This is a genomic window from Nesterenkonia maliinae (genome assembly GCF_051262655.1).
Taxonomy (GTDB): Bacteria; Actinomycetota; Actinomycetes; order Actinomycetales; family Micrococcaceae; genus Nesterenkonia.
Genome location: NZ_JBIMEY010000003.1, coordinates 268,426 through 290,498, shown reverse-complemented (window position 1 = coordinate 290,498; position 22,073 = coordinate 268,426). Strand labels below are relative to the sequence as shown.

20 protein-coding genes are annotated in these 22,073 nt (G+C 68.8%); 12 read left to right on the top strand and 8 right to left on the bottom strand.

The genetic code is table 11. The features are described from left to right. Positions 1 to 63: 63 nt before the first annotated feature. Together ACHAA4_RS08285 and ACHAA4_RS08280 are read left to right on the top strand one after the other, a co-directional pair. Entirely contained in the window at positions 64 to 1,983 is a 1,920-nt protein-coding gene (locus ACHAA4_RS08285; protein ID WP_435773697.1) for a sensor histidine kinase, read from the top strand. Between the two features lie 86 nt (positions 1,984 to 2,069). Then, positions 2,070 to 3,173, top strand: a complete 1,104-nt coding sequence (locus tag ACHAA4_RS08280) for a fatty acid desaturase family protein (RefSeq protein WP_435773696.1) — start codon at positions 2,070 to 2,072, stop codon at positions 3,171 to 3,173. A gap of 186 nt (positions 3,174 to 3,359) precedes the next feature. On the opposite strand, the gene ACHAA4_RS08275 is transcribed toward ACHAA4_RS08280, so the two are convergent. After that, a complete protein-coding gene (locus ACHAA4_RS08275) occupies positions 3,360 to 4,277 on the bottom strand; it encodes a phosphatase PAP2 family protein (protein ID WP_435773695.1) in 918 nt (305 codons plus the stop codon). A 21-nt stretch (positions 4,278 to 4,298) separates the two neighbouring features. Beyond that, positions 4,299 to 5,834, bottom strand: a complete 1,536-nt coding sequence (locus ACHAA4_RS08270; RefSeq protein ID WP_435773694.1) for an alanine/glycine:cation symporter family protein — start codon at positions 5,832 to 5,834, stop codon at positions 4,299 to 4,301. Positions 5,835 to 5,939: 105 nt separating this feature from the next. Between ACHAA4_RS08270 and ACHAA4_RS08265 the strand changes: the two genes are divergently transcribed. Next, a complete protein-coding gene (locus tag ACHAA4_RS08265) occupies positions 5,940 to 6,692 on the top strand; it encodes an MBL fold metallo-hydrolase (RefSeq protein WP_435773693.1) in 753 nt (250 codons plus the stop codon). Positions 6,693 to 6,731: 39 nt separating this feature from the next. On the opposite strand, the gene ACHAA4_RS08260 is transcribed toward ACHAA4_RS08265, so the two are convergent. Then, positions 6,732 to 7,700 carry a phosphatase PAP2 family protein gene (locus ACHAA4_RS08260; RefSeq protein ID WP_435773692.1) on the bottom strand — a complete coding sequence of 323 codons (969 nt, stop codon included), beginning with the start codon at positions 7,698 to 7,700 and terminating at the stop codon, positions 6,732 to 6,734. Positions 7,701 to 7,743: 43 nt separating this feature from the next. Between ACHAA4_RS08260 and ACHAA4_RS08255 the strand changes: the two genes are divergently transcribed. The 3 genes from ACHAA4_RS08255 (at position 7,744) to ACHAA4_RS08245 (ending at position 11,373) form a co-directional block, all read left to right on the top strand. Next, positions 7,744 to 8,832, top strand: coding sequence for an o-succinylbenzoate synthase (locus tag ACHAA4_RS08255; RefSeq protein WP_435773691.1), 1,089 nt, complete (start codon positions 7,744 to 7,746; stop codon positions 8,830 to 8,832). After that, positions 8,829 to 10,748, top strand: a complete 1,920-nt coding sequence (gene menD / locus ACHAA4_RS08250; protein WP_435773690.1) for a 2-succinyl-5-enolpyruvyl-6-hydroxy-3-cyclohexene-1-carboxylic-acid synthase — start codon at positions 8,829 to 8,831, stop codon at positions 10,746 to 10,748. Before ACHAA4_RS08255 ends, menD begins: the two co-directional genes overlap by 4 nt. Before the next feature lie 184 nt (positions 10,749 to 10,932). Next, positions 10,933 to 11,373: an SRPBCC family protein gene (locus tag ACHAA4_RS08245; protein ID WP_435773689.1), complete on the top strand. Its 441-nt coding sequence runs from the start codon at positions 10,933 to 10,935 to the stop codon at positions 11,371 to 11,373. A 24-nt stretch (positions 11,374 to 11,397) separates the two neighbouring features. On the opposite strand, the gene ACHAA4_RS08240 is transcribed toward ACHAA4_RS08245, so the two are convergent. Next, positions 11,398 to 12,774, bottom strand: coding sequence for an isochorismate synthase (locus ACHAA4_RS08240; protein ID WP_435773688.1), 1,377 nt, complete (start codon positions 12,772 to 12,774; stop codon positions 11,398 to 11,400). A gap of 60 nt (positions 12,775 to 12,834) precedes the next feature. On the opposite strand from ACHAA4_RS08240, the gene ACHAA4_RS08235 reads away from it, so the two are divergent. Then, on the top strand, positions 12,835 to 13,563 hold the full coding sequence (locus ACHAA4_RS08235; protein WP_435773687.1) for a demethylmenaquinone methyltransferase: 729 nt from the start codon (positions 12,835 to 12,837) through the stop codon (positions 13,561 to 13,563). 21 nt (positions 13,564 to 13,584) lie between these two features. Further along, positions 13,585 to 14,637 carry a polyprenyl synthetase family protein gene (locus tag ACHAA4_RS08230; protein ID WP_435773686.1) on the top strand — a complete coding sequence of 351 codons (1,053 nt, stop codon included), beginning with the start codon at positions 13,585 to 13,587 and terminating at the stop codon, positions 14,635 to 14,637. 1 nt (position 14,638) lies between these two features. Here the strand turns inward: ACHAA4_RS08230 and ACHAA4_RS08225 are convergent, their stop codons facing one another. After that, positions 14,639 to 15,148 (bottom strand): HIT family protein, encoded by a 510-nt coding sequence (locus ACHAA4_RS08225; protein WP_435773685.1) that lies wholly within the window; start codon positions 15,146 to 15,148, stop codon positions 14,639 to 14,641. After that, a complete protein-coding gene (locus ACHAA4_RS08220) occupies positions 15,145 to 15,597 on the bottom strand; it encodes a hypothetical protein (protein ID WP_435773684.1) in 453 nt (150 codons plus the stop codon). The genes ACHAA4_RS08225 and ACHAA4_RS08220 overlap by 4 nt, the downstream gene beginning before the upstream one ends. A 99-nt stretch (positions 15,598 to 15,696) precedes the next feature. Here ACHAA4_RS08220 and ACHAA4_RS08215 point away from each other — a divergent pair, with 99 nt between their 5' ends. Further along, the gene (locus tag ACHAA4_RS08215) at positions 15,697 to 17,136 is read left to right on the top strand and encodes an FAD-dependent oxidoreductase (protein WP_435773683.1); all 1,440 of its coding nucleotides are present in this window, start codon (positions 15,697 to 15,699) and stop codon (positions 17,134 to 17,136) included. 93 nt (positions 17,137 to 17,229) lie between these two features. Here the strand turns inward: ACHAA4_RS08215 and ACHAA4_RS08210 are convergent, their stop codons facing one another. After that, complete coding sequence (locus ACHAA4_RS08210) at positions 17,230 to 18,111, bottom strand: M48 family metalloprotease (protein ID WP_435773682.1); 882 nt, start codon at positions 18,109 to 18,111, stop codon at positions 17,230 to 17,232. Between the two features lie 275 nt (positions 18,112 to 18,386). Between ACHAA4_RS08210 and ACHAA4_RS08205 the strand changes: the two genes are divergently transcribed. Further along, positions 18,387 to 19,622: a Na/Pi symporter gene (locus ACHAA4_RS08205; protein WP_435773681.1), complete on the top strand. Its 1,236-nt coding sequence runs from the start codon at positions 18,387 to 18,389 to the stop codon at positions 19,620 to 19,622. A gap of 162 nt (positions 19,623 to 19,784) precedes the next feature. Beyond that, the gene (locus ACHAA4_RS08200; RefSeq protein ID WP_435773680.1) at positions 19,785 to 20,084 is read left to right on the top strand and encodes a hypothetical protein; all 300 of its coding nucleotides are present in this window, start codon (positions 19,785 to 19,787) and stop codon (positions 20,082 to 20,084) included. Positions 20,085 to 20,185: 101 nt separating this feature from the next. Here the strand turns inward: ACHAA4_RS08200 and ACHAA4_RS08195 are convergent, their stop codons facing one another. Next, a complete protein-coding gene (locus tag ACHAA4_RS08195; protein WP_241465439.1) occupies positions 20,186 to 20,674 on the bottom strand; it encodes a YajQ family cyclic di-GMP-binding protein in 489 nt (162 codons plus the stop codon). A gap of 171 nt (positions 20,675 to 20,845) precedes the next feature. On the opposite strand from ACHAA4_RS08195, the gene ACHAA4_RS08190 reads away from it, so the two are divergent. After that, positions 20,846 to 22,063, top strand: a complete 1,218-nt coding sequence (locus ACHAA4_RS08190) for a cobalamin-independent methionine synthase II family protein (protein WP_435773679.1) — start codon at positions 20,846 to 20,848, stop codon at positions 22,061 to 22,063. Positions 22,064 to 22,073: the final 10 nt, after the last annotated feature.

The following is a 22,073-nucleotide window of genomic DNA, read 5'->3' as shown; positions in this document are numbered from 1 at the left end:
CCGCGCTCCCGGATGCCTGTGATGTGATGAGTTCACCATGCCTTTCAGCCCAGGATCACCCCCGTGCACAGCACCCGCCCCGAATCGCTGACCCGCCGGCTCCTGCGGGACAGCGCCTACGTGCTCCCGGGACTGCCGATCGCGCTCTTCGGCGCCAGCCTGCTGCTGACCCTGCTGGCGGTCTCGATCGCGACGGCGCCGCTGTGGGTGGGCGCCCTGGTGCTCCCGCTCACGCTGGTCACGGCCTCGGAGTTCGCCGAGCTCTCCCGCCGCCGGCTACAGATCTGGGGTGCCGAGCTGGCGCCGGTGACCTATCGGCCCAGGGATCCGGGGCTCTCCGGGCGGCTGCGCCCGGTGGCAGACCCGCGCCGCTGGCTCGACCTGATCTTCGAGATGATCCTCGCGCTGCCGGTGCGGCTGGTGACCTTCGTGGTGGCGATCCTGTGGATCCTGATGGGCCCGGTCGGGCTCACCTATTTCTTCTGGTCCCGTTTCATTCCCGGCGAGCGCGGCCTGATCCGGCTTCTGGAGCTCATCGGTCCGGCGCTGGTGCCGGCGACCGCGTTCTGGCAGTACGTGCTGGACTCGGCGGTGTTCTTCATCCTCGGCGTGGTCTTCCTGGTCACGCTGCCCGCCGTGATGCGCGGCCTCGCGGCGCTGGATGCGCTGCTGGCCACCAGCCTGCTCGGCGCCGGCGGCCGGGGTCGGCTGATCCCGCTGGAACACCCGCAGGCACACCCGCTGGAGCGCACGCTCTCCCGCGCCGCGGTGGGCCGCCCCGAGGCCCGGATCGCGGAGTCCTCGGCCTCGTTCAGCGCCGCCGCCTGGTCCTGGATCGGCATCTGCTTCGCGGCGGTCGTGCTCTTCGCCGTGGCCTGGCCGCTGACCACCACCGTCTACGAAATCCACCCGGCCCTCGCCCTGATCCTGACCCTGGCGCACTGCCTGAGCCTGGTGCTCACGCTGAAGCTCCCCTGGGCGGGCATCGGAGCCTCCGTGATGGTCTCGGCCGCGCTGATGGGCGCCACCGCCGAGGCCGGGGTGGGGATCTGGCCCTGGCCGGTCACCGCCATGCTGATCCAGTGCGGCGTCATCCTGGTCGCGGCGCTCCGTGAGCCCTGGTACTGCGCGGCCAGCGGATGGGCCGCCAGCGCGCTGCTGACCGCCGCGGCCATCGTCATGGCGGCACCGGAGCTTCCCGACGGCGCCGTCGGCACCGGGATCGTCTTCGCCTCAGTGGGGGTGGCGGTCGCGGTGCTGGGCAGCCTGACTCGGCAGTGGATCCGCGACGCCGACCGGCTCGAGGTCTCCGAACGCACCAGCGCCCAGCAGAGCCGACGCCGACGGGAGCTCGAGGAGCGCAACCGGATCGCCCGCGAGCTCCACGACGTGGTCGCGCATTCCATGTCGGTGATCAGTGTGCAGGCCGCCACCGCCCGCTACCGGCTGAACTCGATCTCGCCCGAGGCGCAGCAGGAGTTCGAGGAGATCGCCCGATCCTCGCGTCAGGCGCTGAGCGAGATGCGGATGCTGCTGGGCACCCTGCGCAGCGAGGAGGAGGCCCCGACCGGGCCGACCCCGGGGCTCGCGGAGATCCACTCCCTGGTCGAGGCCACCCGCGCCTCCGGGACCCCGATCAGGGTGACCGGGCTCGACGTCGTCGAGGCCTCTTCCGCGGTGGGGCTCGCCGCCTACCGGATGGTCCAGGAGGGGCTGAGCAACGCGCTGCGCCACGCGCCGTCTTCCACCATCGAGGTCAGCGCCGAGCTGACCGGGGAAGGCCCCGGGGACTTCGCAGACACCCGGCACCTGCTGATCCAGGTGCGCAACACCGCGCCGCCGCATCCGGTGTCTGTGCCCGCACCGGGCGCCGGCCTGGGGCTGGAGGGGATCCGGGAGCGGGTCAGCGCCGTCGGCGGCACCGTGGAGACCGGGGAGACCCCGGACGGCGGCTACTTCATCCGTGCCGCCTTCCCGCTGTGAGCAGATACGACCCCCTACCCGCGTAGGGGGTCAAGATGGCTCCGCCGGGTGACGCGCTCCAGGTCTCAGCTGGATAACGTGGAAGCATGACAATCACTGAGACACGCTCGGAGGCCGTGCAGGGCCGCCCCGAGCGGGTGCGCCCAGCCGGTAACAAGCAGGTCAACGAATTCTTCGAGCTCGCCCAGCGGGTCAAGGACGAGGGCCTGATGGACCGCGGCGCCTCCGCGTACGTGACCCGAGTGATCGTGCTGACCCTGGCGTTCGCCGGCGCCTTCGTGGCCATGTTCACCCTCGGTGACAGCCTCTGGCAGCTCGCCGTCGCCGCCTTCTTCGGAATCCTGCTCACCCAGGTCGCCTTCCTGTCCCACGACGGCGCCCACCAGCAGGTCTTCCGCACCGGCAAGCGCAACGAGTGGTTCGGCCGGGTCACCGGCAACCTCATCGTAGGTCTCTCCTACGCCTGGTGGACCAAGAAGCACGGCAAGCACCACGCCAACCCCAACACCATCGGCAAGGACGGCGACATCGCCCCCGGCGCCCTGGTCTTCGTCGCCGAAGACGCAGCCAAGCGCACAGGATTCATGGGCTGGCTCGCCCGCCGGCAGGGCTGGATGTTCTTCCCGCTGCTGACCCTCTTCGCCCTCGCGCTGCACTACAACGCGCTCAAGACCGTGTTCACCGCCCCGAAGCTCAAGCGTCGCAAGACCGAGCTGGCCATGCTGGCCGTGCGCCTCATCGGCTTCCCCGTGCTGATCTTCATGGCCATGAGCCCCGGCCTGGCGCTGGGCTTCCTCGCCATTCAGCTGCTGGTCTTCGGCGTCTACATGGGCGGCAGCTTCGCCCCCAACCACAAGGGCATGCCGATCATCCCCAAGGACTCCGACATGGACTTCCTGCGCCGCCAGGTGCTGACCTCGCGCAACATCAAGGGCGGACGCGCCATGGACGTCGCCATGGGCGGGCTGAACCTGCAGGTCGAGCACCACCTCTTCCCGCGGATGCCCAGCCCCAACCTGCACAAGGTCAAGCCGATCGTCGAGGAGTTCTGCGCCGAGAAGGGCATCAGCTACACCGCCACCGGACTGGTCCAGTCCTACGGCATGGTCGTGACATACCTGAACCGTGTGGGCCTCGGCTACGCCGACCCGATGGACTGCCCGATCATGAACCAGTACCGCCCCCGCTGAGACCCGCCGCGGTCCCACCCCAGTCCTGACACGGGGTCTGCTCACCCCGTCGTCTGCCGCCCGGTCCACCTGTGGACCGGGCGGTTCTGTCTGCCCAGCCGTGCAGAGGTCTCTTCATGCCTGGCACCGCTCAGGCGCTGGCATCTCTCATGCCTGGCACCTGGCACCTCGCAGGCGCTGTAGTGGTCAGCGCGTGCGGGCCGTTCGGGCCAGATGCTTGGTCTCGCTGGAGAACAGCGGGATCAGCACCGCGCTGAGCAGGAAGGCCGGGGCGCTGGAGAGCGCCGCTCCGGCCATGAACAGCCACGGCGACGGTGCGGCCGTCGCCTCGTGGAGACCGTGACGCGCCACCGGACCCAGCAGCGCCGCCAGCCCGATGACCGTGCCCATCACCCCGACGGTCAGGCAGAGCCCCGCCTGTTGTCCGCCGGGCATTCCCGGTTCCGCCGGCAGCGGCGCCAGCTGCGGGTCCTTGGCCTCGATGTGATGCACCACGGCCCCGCCGATCAGCGTCCAGGCCGCCACCACCAGGTAGGCCGCCATCATGTCGCTGGGCAGATGCCAGCCCTCGATGAAGATGTAGCCGCCCCAGCCGGCGGACCAGATCCCGGCCAGGACGCCCCAGAGGGCGCGGTCCCGGGGCCGACAGATCAGGAACGCCGCTGCCGCGGCCCCCGCCGCCATGGTGGTGTGCCCGCTGGGCAGCGAGTTCGCCGGCCATTGCTCACTCAGACCCACCAGAACGGGACGCCCTGACCAGATCAGTTTGATCACCTGCGTGGTGATGTTCGAGCCCAGCGCGACCACCGCCCCGCAGAGCAGGACGATCCAGCGCTGGTGGGGTCCGCGCTGATGCGCGAGCGCCGCGCAGGCCAGCGCGGGCGGCAGCAGGATCCACACGGCGGCCCACTCCCGATGGGCGCTGAGCTCGGGCAGCGGGTTCCAGGTGCCGACGGCGGTGCGCTGCATCATCTGGTCCAGCAGCTGACCCGGCCCGGTGCGCACCGCGCCGAGGTAGAGCACCCCGAAGAGCGCGACACACAGCAGAAACCCGGCCACCCACCGCTCAAGGTGGAAGGCCGGGTTTCTCTGGTGTCGGGGCATGCGGCTATTCTGCCGCACCGCTCAGCGGGAGGTGCGCGTGCGCCGCGTCTCTGAACCTGATGTCGACCCGGGTGCAGCGCCGGTCCCCGGTGCGACCCGGTGATCGGCCATGTCCGCTTCGGTCCAGCACTCGATGTTGCGCAGATCCGGCATGTCAGAGGCGAGGAACAGCGGCTCGAGGCCCTGTCGCTTCTGCGCCTCGTAGTGCTTCAGCAGCCGCACCGCGGTGCCGCCCAGCAGGGTGATCACCACCAGGTTGTAGAGCGCGATGATGACCATTGTCACACCGGCGATCGCCCAGGCGAGGTCCACCGGGATGATCGCGCCGAGGAAGACGACGACGGTCAGCGCCACCGCGTAGATCTTGCGGCTGGTCTCGGTGTTTGAGATGAAGAGCACGTTCATCTCGCCGTAGGAGTAGTTGCCCAGGATCGAGGTGAAGGCGAGCAGCAGTATGATCACCGCCAGTGCGATCGCTCCGAAGGCCCCGAAGTTCGAGACCAGCGCCGCCTGGGTCAGCTCGCCGCCGACGTTGGTCTCCGCGCGGACCGCAGCGTCGGGGAAGGTCACCAGGATGATGAAGGCAGTGACCGAGCAGATGATCAGCGTGTCCAGGTAGACGCCCAGGGTCTGCACCAGTCCCTGCTTGACCGGATGTGAGACATCGGCCGTGGCCGCGACGTTGGGCACCGAACCCATCCCGGCCTCGTTCGAGAACATGCCGCGCTGGACCCCGGCCATGATCATCGCGCCGAAGGCGCCTCCCGCGGCAGAGGTGAAGTTGAACGCTTCGCCGAAGATCATCCCGAACACGGCGGGGATCGCTTCGATGTTGAAGGCCACCACGACCAGGCCCAGCAGGATGTAGGCCATGGCCATGATCGGCACGACCCGCTGACTGACCTGGGCCACCCGGCGCAGTCCGGCGAGGACCACGAGCCCGGTGAGTCCGGCCAGCACCACGGCCAGGATCCAGACCATGCCGGTGGTGTCGTCCATGCCCAGCTCGGTGGCCGCGCCGGTGGCGGCGTCGACGATGGTGTTGGACTGCAGCGAGGTGAAGGAGAGTGCGAAGCAGAAGATGAAGATCACCGCGAAGACGATGCCGCCGGAGCGCGAACCCAGCCCGCGCTCGATGTAGTAGGCGGGCCCACCCTTGAAGGTGTCGAAGCGACGAACCTTGTAGAGCTGGGCCAGGGTCGACTCCACGAAGGAGGCCGCCGAGGTGAAGATGGCCATCAGCCACATCCAGAACACAGCACCGGGGCCGCCCATGGCGATCGCGCCCGCCACACCGGCGATGTTGCCGGTGCCCACGCGGGCGGAGGCGGTGATGGTGAAGGTCTGGAAGGCAGAGAGCGACCGGGTCCGGCCGCTCTCGTCGCTGGTGGCCTTGTCCGTGATGGCCCGGAACATGTCGGGGATGTGCCGCAGCTGGACCAGCCGGGTGCGGAAGCCGAGATAGAGACCCACCGCGATGATGACGGGAATCCCGAGCCACGTCCATGCGGTGTCCTCGATCAGGCTGATCGATGAGACGAGATCTTCGTTAGTCATAAGAGCCTGACTCTACCGCCCACGGCACCCCAAGCATCCTCCCAGGCTCTGTACGGATGGTGAGGCAGAATGGGGGCACCTACGGTTTCACAGAAGGTGATCACGATGGACCACGCTCCCGAATCCGCGATCTTCCGCCGCTTGGACGACCACGTCTTCCTCGCCGAGCTGGGGGGTCCCACACCGTTGAACGTCGGGCTGATCCTGGGAGAGGACACCGCAGTCCTCGTCGACCCGGGTCCGGCCGACGGCGACCATGAGGCCCTGCTGGCAGCGGTGCGTGAGCTCAGCTCCGCCGAGCTGGTGGTGGTCAACACCCACGGCCACCCCGACCACATCGGGGCCAACGCGCTCCTGCTCCGCGAGGGGGTCCGGCGTATCCTCGCTCACGCCGACGCCGAGGTGGAGACCGCGACCGAGCTGGTCTCCGCAGACCCGGTGACCCTGCCGCTGGGAGGCGGCATCGACGTCGTCGTCGAACATCTCGGCCGTGGCCACACCCAGGGCGACCTGGTGGTCGGCGTCCGCGCCGAGGGCTCCACCGGGATCATCTTCTGCGGCGACCTGGTTCGCGAGGGCGATGACCCGGAGTTCCACGACTCCTACCCCAAGGAATGGGTCCGCTCGCTGGGTCGGCTGGGGTCCTTGTCAGGCACCTACAGCCGGTTCATCCCCGGCCACGGCCACGAGGTCGACGCCGACTTCATCGGATCGATGCGCCGACGGATGCAGCAGGGCTGCAACGTCTCCTCCCAGGCCATCCGAGACGCGGTCAACGACGCCACCAAGGCGATCCCGATCGTGCCGTACGGGCCGGGGGAGTCCCGGGAGCTGATCACGCGGCTGCGCGGACGCTGAGCAGAGCCCAGAGTCTGTGAGGCTCAGACCCGGTAAGGCTCAGACCCGGTAGAGCTCGCTGAACTCGGGCGGGATCGGGTACTGCACGGCCTCGCCCTTCGGGGAGGGGACCGGGGCGCCGCGCTGGCGTCGGCCGGTCTCTGCGCTGAAGAGGTTGATCCCGGCGGCGGCCATCAGGAAGCCGGGACCGATGGAGAACAGCAGCCCCGCGAACCAGTGCCAGAGGCTGGGCTCCTCCCCGGCGAGGGCGACCCCGCTCCAGCCCCCGGAGAAGAGGAAGCACAGCACCGCCACCACGGTCAGGGCCACGCCGAGGAACCAGGCGAGTCCAGCCAGCGGCGCACTCTCGGGCTCGTAGTCGATGACGGCGGTGTTCCACTCGGGGCCGGTGCGCATGACCAGCCAGCCGCCGATCAGTGCCCAGGCGGCCACGACCAGGTAGGCCGCCATCACGTCGGCCGGGCGATGCCAGGTCTCGGTGAAGGTGTAGGCGCCCACCAGCCCGGCGTAGAAGGCCGCCAGGACTGCCACGAACGGGCGCCGCCGCGGAGAGCTGACCAGGAACACCGCGACCGCCATCGAGGCGGCCATGGTGGTGTGCCCCGAGGGCAGGGAGTTTCCGGTCCAGAAGGGGACGCCGTTGTCCAGATCGGGGCGGTCCAGCCAGACGTTCTTGAGCACCTGGGTGGAGAGGTTCGCCCCCACCACCGAGACGGCCGCGATCAGTCCTGCCAGGAAGCGCTGCCTGGCCAGCACGATCACCAGGAAGACCACTGCCGGCAGCGCGACGATCACCGGGCTCAGCCACCACAGGTCGAAGCCGCGCGCCGAGAGCGGGCGGACCCGTTCCGCCGCGGCGTCGAGCATCGCGTACTCCACCCACTGCCCCGAGGTGGAGCGGACGAAGTACTCGTAGACGGCGATGAAGACCGCGCAGCAGAGAAGGATTCCGATGACCCACAGGCCTGTGCGTCGGGCCGGGGGACGAAGCGCGCGGGCAGCTGACATGTGAATCAGTATCGCAGGTTCGCCTCTGCCTACACTGAACGTCATGGATCACCACACCCCGCACCCCGCCGGGCTCCCCGCCCGCTGGCAGCTCCCCGAGCTCGACGAGATCCTCGCCGAGGCGCATGTGGTGTCGCTGCCGCTGCGCACCCGCTTCCGCGGCCAGACCCGGCGCGAGGCGATGCTGTTCCGCGGGCCGGTCGGCTGGGGAGAGTTCGCCCCGTTCCCGGAGTATGCGGCCACCGAGTCCGCCCAGTGGCTGCGCGCCGGCCTCGAAGCCGGCTGGCAGGGCTGGGGGGAGCCCAGACGCACCCGGATCCCGATCAACGCCACCATGCCGGCGGTGTCCCCGGACCAGGTCGAGTCGGTGCTGTCCCGCTTCGGTGCGGTGGATTCCATCCCGGCCGTGAAGATCAAGGTCGCCGAGCCAGGCCAGACCCTCGACGACGACGTCGCCCGGTTCCGCGAGGTGCGCCGGCTCGCGCCGCGGGCGGGGCTGCGTGCCGACGCGAACGGCGGATGGAGCATCGCCGAGGCGGTCCCGGCGCTGGCGCGTCTGGCCGAGGTCTCCGGTGGGAACTTCGAATACGCCGAACAGCCGGTGGCCGGGGTGGAGCCGCTGGCGGAGCTGCGTGAGGCGCTCGCCGCCGCAGGAGTCAGCTCCGCCGACGGCGCGCCGCTGCGGATCGCCGCCGACGAGGCGGTGCGCAAGGCCGAGGACCCGCTGCGGGTGGCCAGGCTCGGTGCCGCGGACCTGATCGTGGTGAAGGTGCCCCCGCTGGGCGGGGTGGAACGAGCGCTGCAGATCGTGGAGCAGGCCGGTCTCGACGCCGTGGTCTCCTCAGCCCTGGACACCTCCGTGGGCCTTGCCGCGGGCCTCGCGCTGGCCGCGCGGCTGCCCAGCCTGCCCTACGCCTGCGGACTCGGCACGGCCGCACTGTTCGAACACGACGTGCTGGACGCGCCGCTGCTCCCGTCCGCGGGGGTGCTGGCGGTCCCCGGTGCGGTGGCGCCGTCCCCGGCTCTGCTGCAGCACCACCGAGTCAGTGCTGACCGGGAGCAATGGTGGGTCCAGCGGCTGCGCGCCGCCCACCGGGTGCTCGCCGGAGAGCTTCTAGGATTGACCCCATGACCACACCCCGGCGCCCGTTCCGCGAGTTCGACGACGCCTATGACGTGGAGTCCCTGCGGCTGGCCCGCCGGGTGATCCGCGGGCTGACCATGAGCATGCGCCATATCGTGCTGGCCCCTGGCTCCCGCTCGGCCCCCATGGCGTATGCGCTGCGCGAGGCCGAGGAGCTCGGCGCGATCACCGTGCACGTGCGCATCGACGAGCGCTCCGCGGCCTTCACCGCACTCGGGATCGCGATGGCCACGAAGTCTCCCGCCGGGATCGTGACCACCTCCGGCACCGCGGCGGGAAACCTGCTGCCGGCGATGATGGAGGCCGATCTCTCCGGAATCCCGCTGGTGGCGATCACCGCAGACCGGCCCGAGGAGCTGCACGGCACCGGCGCCAACCAGACCACCTGGCAGCAGGGCATGTTCGCCGGTCGGGTGCGCGATGAGATCCATCTGGAACAGGGGGAGGCCCGGCTGGAGCCGGAATCCCGAGACGACATCCTCGCCGCCGAGACCCAGGTGGGACTGCTGCTGCGGGTCGCCACCGGGTCCGCCCCCGGACCGGTGCACCTGAACATCGGATTCCGGGATCCGCTGGTCCCGGCCGCCCCGGGTGAGGGTCATCAGGGCGGGGCCCAGCGCTGGGCTCGGACGCCCTTCATCCCGCGCAGCCGGGGCACCGACTCCGCCGAGCAGCTGCGCGCCGAGATCATCGGCAGCGAGATCCTGGGGGACGAGTCCCAGCAGGGCCTCGCGGCTCAGACGTCCGCTGGGGCAGCCGAGTCACCGGCGGAGTCCCCCGCAGAGGCCGCCGCCAGGTTCGAGGCCGGCCTGGGCGTGGCCCGGACCGTCTTCGTCATGGGCGCCGACGCCCCGGCCGAGGCTCGCGAGCTGGCCCGCCGGCTCGGGCACCCGCTGCTCTCCGAGCCCAGCAGCGATGCGCGCTGGAGCGATCTGGGCACCATCCAGGGCTACCGGCTGATCCTGCAGGCGCCGGAGGGTTCCCCGGCCAGCGTCCTGGCGGGGAGCATCGAACGCGTCGTCGTCGCCGGTCGGCCCACGCTGACCCGACCGGTGCAGCAGCTGATCAACCGGGACGACGTCGAAGCGGTCCAGTACGCACCCGGCGGAGAAGCCTGGTTCGATCACCGGCTCGCCCGTCGTCAGCTGCCCGACGTGCTCACGCTGGCGCAGTTCGCCAAGATGGCCCCTCCTGGGTGGCACGACTCCTGGACCGAGCGTGGACTCGCGGCGCAGCGGCTCATCGACGCGGCGCTGACCGAACAGGAGGCCCTCGCCCAGGGGGAGCTCTCCTCGGTGCGGGTGGCGCAGTTCGTGGCGGAGACCGTGAAGACCCCGCTGCTGCTGGGGTCCTCCTCCGTGATCCGCGATGTGGACCTGGCCGCGGTGCTCAACCGCACCGTGCTGGGCACCCGCGACGACGCCCGCAGGGTCTACGCGATGCGCGGCCTGGCCGGCATCGACGGCAACCTCTCGGCCGCCTCCGGCATCGCGCTGGCGCGCAACACCCGGGTCACCGCGCTGGTGGGGGACCTGACCTTCCTGCACGACGTCAACGCGCTGCTGCTTCCGGCCACCGAACGCGAGCCTGACCTGGACATCGTGGTGGTCAACGACTCCGGCGGCGCGATCTTCGACCAGCTTGAGCACGGGGCGGTCGGGCGCCGGGAGGGCCAGGCGGACGCGGTGGAACGGTTCTTCGGCACACCGCAGACCGTGGACATCGAGGCGCTCGCCGATGCCTACGGCCACGAGTACCACTACGCGGAGGATCTCGACTCCCTGGGAGAGGGGCTGGCGGGCCTCGAGGACCGCGTGGGCATCCGGATCATCGAGGTGCGCACCGACCGCACCGTGCTGCGCGACTTCCACGCCAGGCTCCGCGCCGCCGCCGCCAACCTCTGATCCGCAGACCCCTGTTCCCGGCTTCGCAGTCGGGGTCGGCGCCGGGGTCGAACCGGGCGTGGGTCACGGTTGGTGGACCCTTGCACGAGGCCGCTCGGCGGGTCACGCTGGATCCAGATCACAGACGCGGACGCCGCCGCGGGGACTGTGGTCAGGTGGAAGCAGTCGTGTCGAGGAGGCCGTTATGTCTGAGTTCCATTCAACAGTGACCATCGACCGACCGCCGGAGGAGGTCTTCGCGTACCTGGTGAACCCTCAGACGCAGGAGATCTGGCAGTCGGGACTTCAGGAGTTTGAGGCGGACTGGGCTGAACAACCCGCGGTGGGTGATCACTCCCGAGGGACCGTCAAGGTGGCAGGGAAGAAGCTGCAGTGGGAGGTGGAGATCACCGAGGTGAAGCGCCCCGAGAAGTACGCCTTCCGCACCGTCAGGGCGCCCTTCTCGTTCGAAGTGGCCTATTCGCTCCAGCAGGTGGGCGACTCGACGGAGGTCCACTACGACGGGACCGCCGAGGCGACGGGTGGCTTCTTCGGCAGATTCGCCGACCCGCTGGTGGCGCTCATGTACCAGCGCGATACCAACAGCAACCTCGCGAACCTCAAGGCCATCCTCGAAGAGAGATGACGGCTCTCCCCGAAGATCGACGGGTCAGGGCTGGCGGACGCCGAGGGCGCCGAGCATCGGGCGCATCTTTGCCCAGGTCTCGGCGAGCTCCTCCTCGGGGTCCGAGCCTGCCACGATCCCGCAGCCCGCGAAGAGCCTGATCTGGGTGCCCTGCTCCTCGAGGATCCCGCCGCGCAGCGCGATCCCGAAGTCCGCGTTGCCGGAGGCGTCGATCCAGCCCACCGGACCGGAGAACGCTCCGCGATCGAGGCCTTCCAGGGTGGAGATCAGCTCGGCGGCGGTCGCGGTCGGGGTGCCGCAGATCGCGGCGGTCGGGTGGGCGCGCTCGGCCACCAGCAGCGCAGGGGTCCGCGCGGTCAGCCGACCGGTGACATCGGTGGAGAGATGAAAGACGTTGGGCAGCTGGAGCACCGCCGGGGGATCCTGCGCGCGCAGGTGCTGCGCGACCGGCGCCAGCTGGTCCAGCAGCGACTGGGCGGCCAGCCGGTGCTCATCGCGCTGCTTGGGGTCCTCCAGCAGCATGGCGCGGGCCCGCTGCAGTCCGGTGCTGCCATCCACGGTGCCGGCCAGCACCCGGGCGGAGAGCTCCTGGCCGCGGATCTTGACCAGCATCTCGGGGGTCGCTCCGAGCACGTCGCCGGCGAGATAGGTCCAGCACTCGGTGTAGTCGGCCGCCAGCGCGGCAAGCACCGGGCCGGTGGCCAGCGGGGCATCGGCGGCGACGACGACGTCGCGGGCCAGCACCAGCTTCTCCAGCCGGCGGTGCCCGATCGCCTGGACTCCGGCGCGGACCGCGCGCAGATAGTGCTGCTCCGAATGGGTGCCCTGGATCAGCGAGGTCGCCGCGGTGCCGCCGGATCGGCTGGCCGTCGCCTCGGTGCCCGGAGCGAGAAGGCTCAGCCGGCGGTCCTTGAGCTGCAGGGAATGCTTGGCCAGCACCCCGTGCACCCGACGCCGCATCGCGGCGTCGTCGTCCTCGGCCTCGAAGGTCTCATCCAACGCGGACGCGCGCACCACGGCGGTGATCCACGCGGTGCCCTCGAAAGAGCCGAGGATCAGCTCCGGAAGGATCAGGTGCGAGTCCGCGGCCGAGGTCGAGGAATACGTGATCGAGGTCAGCGCCACCGGACCGGCGCCGGGGATCCCGGTCAGCTCCTCGGGCAGCTGTGACTCCTGTGCCAGCGGGGCCAGGTGCTGCTCGTGCCACTCCGCCAGCTCCGCGAAGCGTTCGGCGCCGCGGGTGCGGACATGGGCCGCGGTGCCCAGACCGATCAGTCCCTCACCGCGCAGCAGCCAGACCCCGCTGGGGTCCAGCGCCGGGAGCATGTCCGCCAGCGTGGTTCCTTCGGGAAGATCCACCACCAGTGTGGTGACGTCGAGGGAACCCGGGAGCGCTGTCATGGCTGGACAAGTCTAGGACATGGCGGCGGGAGCGATCCGCGCATGTGGGAGAATGCCAAGGTGAATCGCCCCACCGCTGGAAGCCGCGCAAGCCTCGCGAAGAAGCCCGAGGACGTCGCCTCGATGTTCGATGAGGTCGCCGACCGCTACGACATCACCAACGACGTGCTCTCGATGGGCCAGACCAAGCGCTGGCGCAAGAAGCTCGTCGCCGCGCTCGCTGTCGCCCCAGGTGAGCGTGTCCTCGACCTCGCCGCCGGTACCGGAAGCTCCACCGAGCCCTTCCACGACGCCGGTGCCGACGCCGTGGCCTGTGACTTCTCCCTGGGCATGCTCCAGGTGGGCAAGCGGCGCCGCCCGGACATGACGTTCATCGCCGGAGACGCGATGAACCTGCCCTTCGCCGATGACACCTTCGACGCCGTCACGATCTCCTTCGGACTGCGTAACATCGTGGACCCGCTGGCCGGTCTGCGCGAGATGCTGCGCGTCACCAAGCCCGGCGGACGCCTCGCCGTGATGGAGTTCTCCGACCCCACGAACAAGGTCTTCAACACCGTCTACAACGAATACCTGATGCGGGCGCTGCCGCCGACCGCCCGCGCCGTGTCCTCGAACCCGGAGGCCTACGTGTATCTCGCCGAGTCCATCCGGGCCTGGCCCGATCAGGACCACCTGGCCGCAGAGATCTCCGCCGCCGGGTACGACGCAGTGAAGTACCGCAACCTCAGCGGCGGAATCGTCGCGATTCATCACGCCACCAAGCCCCGCGCCCTCCCCGCGTCCTGACCCTGGATAGGCTAGACACCGATGACTGAATCCGCAGCTGATCCCCTGACCACCAAGCTTCCGGCAGGGTTCGACGTGCTGGCCGACGATGAGGCGCTCGCCTCCGAGGTCGCCGAGGCCCTGTCCCAGGTCGAGGAGGATCTCCTCGGCTCCCTGGCCAGCGCCGATGAGCTGGTCAACGCCTCCGCGCGCTACCTCGCCCAGGCCGGCGGCAAGCGGGTCCGCCCGCTGCTGACCGTGCTGACCTCGATGCTCGGCAACGGTGTCGACGAGCGCGTCCGGCGGGCCGCCGCGGTCATGGAGATGACGCATCTGGCCACGCTCTATCACGACGACGTGATGGACTCCGCGCCGGTGCGCCGCGGCGCTCCCGCCGCCCACCAGGTGTGGGGCAACTCCGTGGCGATCCTCACCGGGGACCTGATCCTGGCCCGGGCCTCCCGGCTGATGTCCGAGCTCGGGCTCGAGGCCTCGGAGATCCAGGCGCAGACCTTCGAGCGTCTCGTCATGGGGCAGCTCCACGAGACCGTCGGCCCGCAGGAGGGTGAGGACGCCTACGCCCACTACCTGCGCGTGATCGGGGACAAGACCGGTTCGCTCGTCGCGGCCGCCTCCCGTCTCGGAGCGCTCTTCGGGGGCTGCTCCGCACAGACCATCACGATGCTGCAGAACTACGGCGAGGCGGTCGGCGTGGCCTTCCAGCTCGCCGACGACGTCATCGACCTCACCGCGGACCCCGCGTCCTCCGGTAAGACCCCGGGGACCGATCTGCGCGAAGGCGTGGCCACGCTTCCGGTGCTGCTGCTGCGTCAGCAGGCGCAGGACGGCTCCTCGCGGCAGACCCAGCGGGACGCGACCGAGCTGCTCACCCTGATCGACGCCGACCTCAGCTCGGACGCGGCGCTGGCACAGACCGTGGCCGCCGTCGTCGCCCATCCGGTGACCGAGCAGTCCTGGCAGGTGGCGCACAGCTGGGCCGAGAAGGCGAAGGACTCCATCCAGGAGCTGCCGGAGAGCACGGTGAAGTCCGCGCTGGTCTCCTTCGCCGATGCCGTGGTCGAGCGCGAGGGCTGAGTCAGCTGCCGCCGGCGAGCACCTGTTCCAGCGCCGCGCGCAGCTGGAGCGCCTTCTCGGCACGGACCTCGACGTCGACCGGGTGCCGGACCTGCCGGTAGAGCATGTCATCGGCATAGCGGGGAAACACATGCAGGTGGTAGTGCCACACGTGCTGGTTCCCGGCCGGCTCGTTGTGCTGCCGCACCGAGGTGCCCTCCGGGTCCCAGGCCAGCTTCATCGCCTTGGAGACCTCGCGGGACATGATCGCGATCTTCCCCAGCAGCTCGTCGTCGAGGTCATAGAGCGCCTCGCGGTGCTGCACCGGGGAGATCATCGCATGACCCTCATGCGGACCGAACCCGTCACAGGCCATGAAGACCATCAGGTCGGTGTCCTGGTAGACCAGGTCGCTGAGTTCACAGCGGTTCTTCGGGTCCTCGACGTCGCCGCGAGCCAGCCCGCAGAACGGACAGGTGTACCCCGGCGGGGCGTGGGAGCTCCAGAGCTGGGCCAGATCCGGGGCGCTCACGGTGCGTCCTCCTCCTCCTCGAAGGAGAACTCCAGGAGGTCAAAGATGAACTCGCTGACCGTGGCCCCCTCATCGTTCCACATGCCGGAGTTGCTGCTGCGCCGCACGATCAGCGGATCCGGGACATCGAGGGTGTCCACATCGACGCCCCAGGCCCAGCGCTCCTCCTCGTCTTCGAGAAAGAGCAGGTGTCCGTCCTCGACGACGAGCTCATCGGGATCGAAGAAGAAGTGATAGGCCTCCATGATCTCCTCGCAGCGGCCCAGCGCCAGGTAGAACTCCTCGAGCACCTGGGGCAGCCGCGGCCGCGCCTTCAGGTCATCGGGCAGCTCGGAATCGGCGATCATCTGGCGCAGCTCCTCGACGGTGAGACCCTCGGCAGGGGTCCACTTCGCGTCGAGATAGGCCGGCACCAGGGCGCGGAACTTGTCGAGGAACATATCAGCCATGGCTTCAGTCTAGAAGACCGGGAACAGAGTCATTCGCCGCCGACGTTCACCCCAATACGGCATACTGTGCTGAGTTAATCGATCGATAGGAACCTATCCGTGTCCCAGAATTCCTCGCAGCGGCCAACAGACCGGGCCATCCGCGTCGCCGTCGTCGGCGCCGGCCCCGCAGGCGTCTACGCCTCCGACATCCTGGCCAAGGCGCAGAAGAAGAGCGACTTTGAGTTCAGCATCGATCTCTACGACCGGTATCCCGCCCCGTTCGGACTGATCCGCTACGGCGTCGCTCCTGACCACCCGCGGATCAAGGGGATCGTCAAGGCGCTGCACAAGGTGCTCGACCGCGGCGACATCCGGCTCATCGGCAATGTCGAGATCGGCAAGGACCTCAGCCTCGAGGACCTGCGTCGGCACTATGACGCCGTGATCTTCGCCACCGGTGCGATCAAGGACGCCGAGCTGAACATCCCCGGGATCGAGCTCGAGGGCAGCTTCGGCGCCGCCGACTTCGTCTCCTGGTACGACGGCCACCCCGACTACCCCCGGGACTGGCCGCTCACCGCCGAGCGCGTGGCCGTCATCGGCAACGGCAACGTCGCCCTGGACGTCGCCCGGGTGCTCTCCAAGCACGCCGAGGACATGCTCACCACCGAGATCCCGGAGAACGTCTACTCCGGTCTCAAGACCTCCCCGGTCACCGATGTGCACGTCTTCGGACGGCGCGGCCCGGCCCAGGTGAAGTTCACCCCGCTGGAGCTGCGCGAGCTCTCCCACAGCCGCGACGTCGACATCGTCCTCTACGAGGAGGACTTCGACTTCGACGCCGGCTCCGACGAGGCGATCAAGACCAACAACCAGGTCAAGACGATGGTCAACACGCTGGGCAACTGGCTGGTGGAGCAGGAGGAGCGCGAGGCCGAGGCCTCCCGCAGGCTCCACCTGCACTTCCTGCTGCAGCCGGTGGAGATCCTCGAGGGCACCGATGAGGCCGGCAACGGCACCGGGGCCGTCGCAGGAGTCCGCTTCGAGCGCATGGAGCTCGACGGCACCGGCAACGTGCGCGGCACCGGGGAGTTCCAGGTCTTCGACGTCCAGGCGGTCTACCGGGCGGTGGGCTACCTCGGCTCCGGGATCCCCGGGCTGCCCTTCGACGAAAAGCGCGGCGTGCTGGTCAACGAGGCCGGACGGCTCAAGGACGAGGCCGGCTCCCACGTTCCCGGCACCTACGCGACCGGATGGATCAAGCGCGGCCCCGTGGGGCTGATCGGCCACACCAAGGGCGACGCGCTGGAGACCATCGGCTGCCTGCTCGAGGACCTGCACCACCTGCCCGTGGCGCCCGAGCCGACCGCGGACGCCGTGATCGAGCTGCTCGAGTCCCGCGGGGTCGAATACACCACCTGGGACGGCTGGCAGAAGCTGGACGCGCACGAGATCTCCCTGGGGGAGTCCTACGGCCCGCTGCCCGACGGCGGCGCCCGGGAACGCGTCAAGGTCGTCGAGCGCGAGGACATGATCCGCATCTCCCGCGAGGGCTGAACCCCGCTGCGGAGGCTTCCGCACAGAGCAATGCCCCCGAGCCGTCCGGCGCGGGGGCATTGCTCTGTGCGGGGTGCGTCAGTCGGGACCCGGTCAGCTCGGGTTGTGGCCTGCCATGGCTTCGAGCCGGGCGATGCGCTCAGGCATCGGCGGGTGGGTGCTGAAGAGCTTCTTGGCCCGGGCGCCGAAGGGGTTGGCGATCATCATGTGGGCGTGCGCGTCGTGCTTGGGATCTTCCTTGAGCGGGTAGCGCGAGATCCCGCGCTCGAGCTTGTCCAGGGCCGAGGCCAGCGCCAGCGGGTCCCCGGTGAGCGCGGCGCCGTCGGCATCGGCGTCGTACTCGCGGGTGCGGCTGACCGCCATCTGGATCAGGCTGGCCGCGATCGGCATCAGGAACACCGCGACGATCGCACCGACCAGGGCCAACGGGTTGCCGCCCTGGTTGTTGCCGCGGCCGCCGCCGAAGAGCAGGAAGAACTGGCTGATCGTGGTGAGGAAGCCGGCCACCGCCGCGGCCACCGAGGAGATCAGGATGTCGCGGTTGTAGACGTGCATCAGCTCGTGTCCGGTGACACCGCGCAGCTCGCGCTCATTGAGCAGGTTCAGGATGCCCTCGGTGAAGCAGACCACGCCGTTCTCCGGGTTGCGGCCGGTGGCGAAGGCGTTGGGCGTGGGCGACGGGGCGATGAAGATCCGCGGTGCCGGCTGCTGGGCCCGCTGGGCCAGGTCTTCGACCATCTGGTAGAGCTGGGGCGCCTGCTCCCGGGTCACCGGGTAGGCCTTCATCGCCTTCAGCGCGATCTTGTCCGAGTTCCAATAGGAGTAGGCCACGGAGACCAGGCCGATCAGACCGAAGACGAAGATCAGTCCGGGAGTCTGGGTGGCATAGGCGATCACGGCGCCGACGAGCAGGAGCATCGCGAAGAGGAACGCGAGCAGACCTGCTGTGCGCAGCCGTCCGTGGTGCTGGTGCATTGACTCTCCTAGGAGGGGATCAGGGGAAGAGATGGTCCGCTTGTGACCAAGGACATCCTACTCTCGCCGGGTTTCGACGGATCGTTCACCTGCAGTTCACCTTCCCGTGTGAGTCTCGTCGGGCAAACGGTGCACAGTGTTCTACGGCCCTTCATCCGGCAGTGATATCACCCCCTGTGATTCACCTCGCATCAGCTGCGAGGACCGGTTCAGGGAAGTGCCAGCGCCAACACTCAACAGGGCTCATCCACGCTCGTGTTCCAAGAGGAGATTGCATGTCCGCACCGTCGATGGAGGCCCCGCAGCGGGTCGCCGGCACTGTAGACGAAGCACCCGCCCAGCGACCCTTCAGCCCGTTCGAACGGTTCGGCCTCTCCGGGCGTCTGCTCGACGTCGCCAACTGGCTGTCTGTGGCGTTGGCCGTCTACGTGCTGATCACCGCGGTCAACGTGATCGGCACCGGTTTCGGCATCGCCACCGGGGATCAGGCCGAGAGCCTGTTCGCCTTCGCGACCAACCCGATCATCGGATTGATGATCGGCATCTCCGCGACCGCCCTGACCCAGTCCTCCTCCACCACCACCTCGGTGACGGTGGGCCTGGTCGCCGGCGGACTTCCGCTGGGCGTCGCGATCCCGATCATCCTGGGTGCCAACATCGGCACCACCCTGACCAACACCCTGGTCAGCCTCGGCATGGTGCGCGAGCAGGAGTCCTTCCGCCGCGGGTTCGCCGCCGCGACCGTGCATGACTTCTTCAACCTCATCGCCGTGGTGATCTTCCTGCCGCTGGAGATGATGTTCAGCCTGCTCGAGCGGCTCTCCACCTTCTTCGCCGGACTGGCCATGGGCACCGACGGCGGCCCCGTCGCCTACGTGCTCGAAGCCGTCGGCTCCACGATCAAGGCCGGCACCAAGCCGCTGGCGAACCTGATCGAAGACTCGTTGAGCTTCATCCCAGGCAGCTGGCACGGAGTGGCGATGATCGCCGTCGCCATCGTGCTGATCCTGCTGGTGATCAACTTCATCGGCAAGCTGCTGAAGGTGCTGCTGGTGGGCAGGGCCAAGCAGGTTCTGCATGCGGCCATCGGTCGCGGACCGATCGCTGGCATCGGCTCGGGGGCAGCGGTCACCGTGATGGTTCAGTCCTCCTCGACCTCCACCGCCCTGATCGTGCCGCTGGCCGGCTCGGGCGCCTTCACGCTCAAGCAGCTCTATCCCTTCACCCTGGGTGCGAACATCGGCACCACGATCACCGCGCTGATCGCGGCCTTCGCCTTCGACGGCCCGGCAGGTCAGGTCGCGCTGACCGCGGCGCTGGCCCATCTGCTGTTCAACGTGCTGGCCACCCTGATCATCTTCTGCACCCCGTGGCTGCGGGACCTCCCGCCGCGCGGCGCCACCTGGCTGGCCGATCTGGCCGCCGAGAAGAAGGTGTGGGCCTTCGCCTGGGTGCTGGGTGTCTTCGTGGTCATCCCGCTCGCGCTGATCGGTCTGAGCATCATCTTCTGATCCCCGCTCTCCCCAAAAACCCCGCTGGTTGCAGTTTCCGGTCGATACGTATCGACCGGAAACTGCAACCAGCGGGGTTTTTTCGTGGGCCGAGTCGCGCTAACGTGACGCTGGACGTTGTGCGTGCAGGTCAGCGCCCTGACATCGACCCGAAGGAGTCCTATGACGACTACCGTGCTGCGCAGTGCCGGTGAAGCGAACCCGATGGTGCCCGACGCGATGGAGGTGATGGGGCTGGGGTTCTTTCTGGTCTTCCTGATCCTGCCGCTGCTCGCGCTGATCCTCACGATCTGGGCGGTGGTGCTGGTCATGCGCACGGCCACCCTGGATATCACCGCCAAGGGCGTGCTGCTTCTCCTGGCGCTGATGGCTCCGATCCTCGGACCGATCCTCGTGCTGTTCCTGTGCCGTCAGAGTCGCCGTGGAGGTGCCGTTGACGCCGACGTCGCGTGGCGCCGATAGTCCCACGCTGACACGAAGAAACCCCGCTGGCTGCGGTTTCCGGTGGATACGTGTCCACCGGAAACCGCAACCAGCGGGGTTTTTGGTGTGTGGGGTGCGGGTCAGCGCATGTTGACGAACTGCAGGTCGGCGTCGTCGAAGTTCTTCAGCATCGCGATGACCTCCTGGAGGTCGTCGCGAGACTTCGAGGTCACGCGCAGCTCGTCGCCCTGGATGGTGGCCTTCACGGTCTTCGGGCCCTCGTCGCGGATCAGCTTCGTGATCTTCTTCGCCGTGGGCTGGTCGATGCCTTCTTTGATGGTGCCCTCGATCCGGAACTCCTTGCCCGAGGCGTAGGGCTCTCCGGAGTCGAAGGACTTCAGCGAGATGCCGCGCTTGACCAGCTTGGAGCCGAAGACGTCCTCCACGGCCTTCGCGCGCTCCTCGGAGTTGGCCTTGATCAGAAGCTTCTCCCCGGAGTAGTCGATCTCCGCGCCGGTGCCCTTGAAGTCATAGCGCTGGGCGATCTCCTTCTGCGCCTGGTTCAGCGCATTGGCGACCTCCTGCTTGTCCACCTTCGAGACGACGTCGAACGTCGAGTCCTTAGCCATGTGTACCTCCTGATCGGCATGGATATGTGCCGCCGAGTCTAATCGCGATGCACCCTCGCGTGGAGGTGAGCGGAGGCCGACGACGACGCGGCACCTGTCGTACTGGACGCGGCAGCCTCCGCGGGCACTACACTTTGGCTTGAAGATATGAACAAAATAAGGAGAGTGAAGATGTCCAGGACGTTCGTTCCAGTCACACACGCCGGATCCCTGCCGCGCACCGCCGAGCTCATCGCCGCCAACGGCGCGCGAGAGCTCGAGGCCGACGGGTTCACCCTGCGTCGCACCGAGGAGTTCGAGCAGCTGCTCACCGACGCGGTGACCGACCTGGTCGCACGGCAGAAGCAGGCCGGCGTCACCGTGCCCGGGGACGGCGAGTACGGCCATGCCATGACCTCCGCGGTGGACTACGGCGCCTGGTGGTCCTACGTCTTCCAGCGGGTCGGAGGACTCGAGCTGACCGGCGAGGACCTCTTCAACTGGCCCCACGTGGAGTCCAGCCCCGGGAACATCCGACTGACCAACATGCTCAACAGGCGCGACTGGGTGCGCTTCCGCGAGGCCTACTCCGATCCCAGCTCCGGGATCGGCACCGGGACGAACGCCACCGCCTTCCCCTCGACCACCGCAGAGCTCACCTGGCGCGGACAGGGCGCGATCGACTCCGACATCGCGAACCTGCGCGCCGGGCTCGATGCGGCAGGGCTGGAGACCGGCTTCCTGACCTCGCTCTCTCCGGGCTCCGGAGCGCGGATCCCCAACCGGCACTACGCCACCGAGGAGGAGCACATCTGGGCCTGGGCGGCGGTGATGCGACACGAGTACAAGGCCATCACCGATGCTGGCCTGATCGTGCAGATCGATGATCCCTCCGTCGCCGAGAACTGGGACCAGATCTCCCCGGAGCCCAGCCTCGAGGACTACCGACGGTTCACCCAGATCCGGATCGACGCGCTTAACTGGGCGCTGGAGGGGATCCCCGAGGAGCAGGTGCGGTTCCACCTGTGCTGGGGTTCCTGGCACGGCCCGCACACCACGGACATCGAGTTCCGGCACATCGTCGATCTGATGCTCCAGGTCAATGCGAAGTACTACCTCTTCGAAGCAGGCAACGTGCGCCACGAGCACGAATACATCGTCTGGGACGAGGTGGCGCTGCCAGCCGGGAAGGTGATCGTGCCCGGGGTGGTCTCCCATGCGACCAACGTCGTGGAGCACCCCGAGCTGGTCGCGCAGCGGATCCAGCGGTTCGCCGACCGGGTCGGTGCCGAGAACGTCATCGCCTCCACCGACTGCGGGCTCGGCGGCCGGCTGCATCCCCAGATCGCCCACGCGAAGCTCGAGACCCTCGGTCTGGGCGCCGCGCGGGCCGGGGAGCGGCTCTTCTGAGGGCGCCGTG

Bases quoted from the DNA above. Each gene is read 5' to 3' on its own strand.
- ACHAA4_RS08200 (WP_435773680.1), top strand. From the start codon at position 19,785: ATGACGACTACCGTGCTGCGCAGTGCCGGTGAAGCGAACCCGATGGTG.
- ACHAA4_RS08195 (WP_241465439.1), bottom strand. From the start codon at position 20,674: ATGGCTAAGGACTCGACGTTCGACGTCGTCTCGAAGGTGGACAAGCAG.
- ACHAA4_RS08245 (WP_435773689.1), top strand. From the start codon at position 10,933: ATGTCTGAGTTCCATTCAACAGTGACCATCGACCGACCGCCGGAGGAG.
- ACHAA4_RS08210 (WP_435773682.1), bottom strand. From the start codon at position 18,111: ATGCACCAGCACCACGGACGGCTGCGCACAGCAGGTCTGCTCGCGTTC.
- ACHAA4_RS08240 (WP_435773688.1), bottom strand. From the start codon at position 12,774: ATGACAGCGCTCCCGGGTTCCCTCGACGTCACCACACTGGTGGTGGAT.
- ACHAA4_RS08230 (WP_435773686.1), top strand. From the start codon at position 13,585: ATGACTGAATCCGCAGCTGATCCCCTGACCACCAAGCTTCCGGCAGGG.
- ACHAA4_RS08280 (WP_435773696.1), top strand. From the start codon at position 2,070: ATGACAATCACTGAGACACGCTCGGAGGCCGTGCAGGGCCGCCCCGAG.
- ACHAA4_RS08190 (WP_435773679.1), top strand. From the start codon at position 20,846: ATGTCCAGGACGTTCGTTCCAGTCACACACGCCGGATCCCTGCCGCGC.
- ACHAA4_RS08270 (WP_435773694.1), bottom strand. From the start codon at position 5,834: ATGACTAACGAAGATCTCGTCTCATCGATCAGCCTGATCGAGGACACC.
- ACHAA4_RS08275 (WP_435773695.1), bottom strand. From the start codon at position 4,277: ATGCCCCGACACCAGAGAAACCCGGCCTTCCACCTTGAGCGGTGGGTG.
- ACHAA4_RS08260 (WP_435773692.1), bottom strand. From the start codon at position 7,700: ATGTCAGCTGCCCGCGCGCTTCGTCCCCCGGCCCGACGCACAGGCCTG.
- ACHAA4_RS08265 (WP_435773693.1), top strand. From the start codon at position 5,940: ATGGACCACGCTCCCGAATCCGCGATCTTCCGCCGCTTGGACGACCAC.
- ACHAA4_RS08255 (WP_435773691.1), top strand. From the start codon at position 7,744: ATGGATCACCACACCCCGCACCCCGCCGGGCTCCCCGCCCGCTGGCAG.
- ACHAA4_RS08220 (WP_435773684.1), bottom strand. From the start codon at position 15,597: ATGGCTGATATGTTCCTCGACAAGTTCCGCGCCCTGGTGCCGGCCTAT.
- menD (WP_435773690.1), top strand. From the start codon at position 8,829: ATGACCACACCCCGGCGCCCGTTCCGCGAGTTCGACGACGCCTATGAC.
- ACHAA4_RS08205 (WP_435773681.1), top strand. From the start codon at position 18,387: ATGTCCGCACCGTCGATGGAGGCCCCGCAGCGGGTCGCCGGCACTGTA.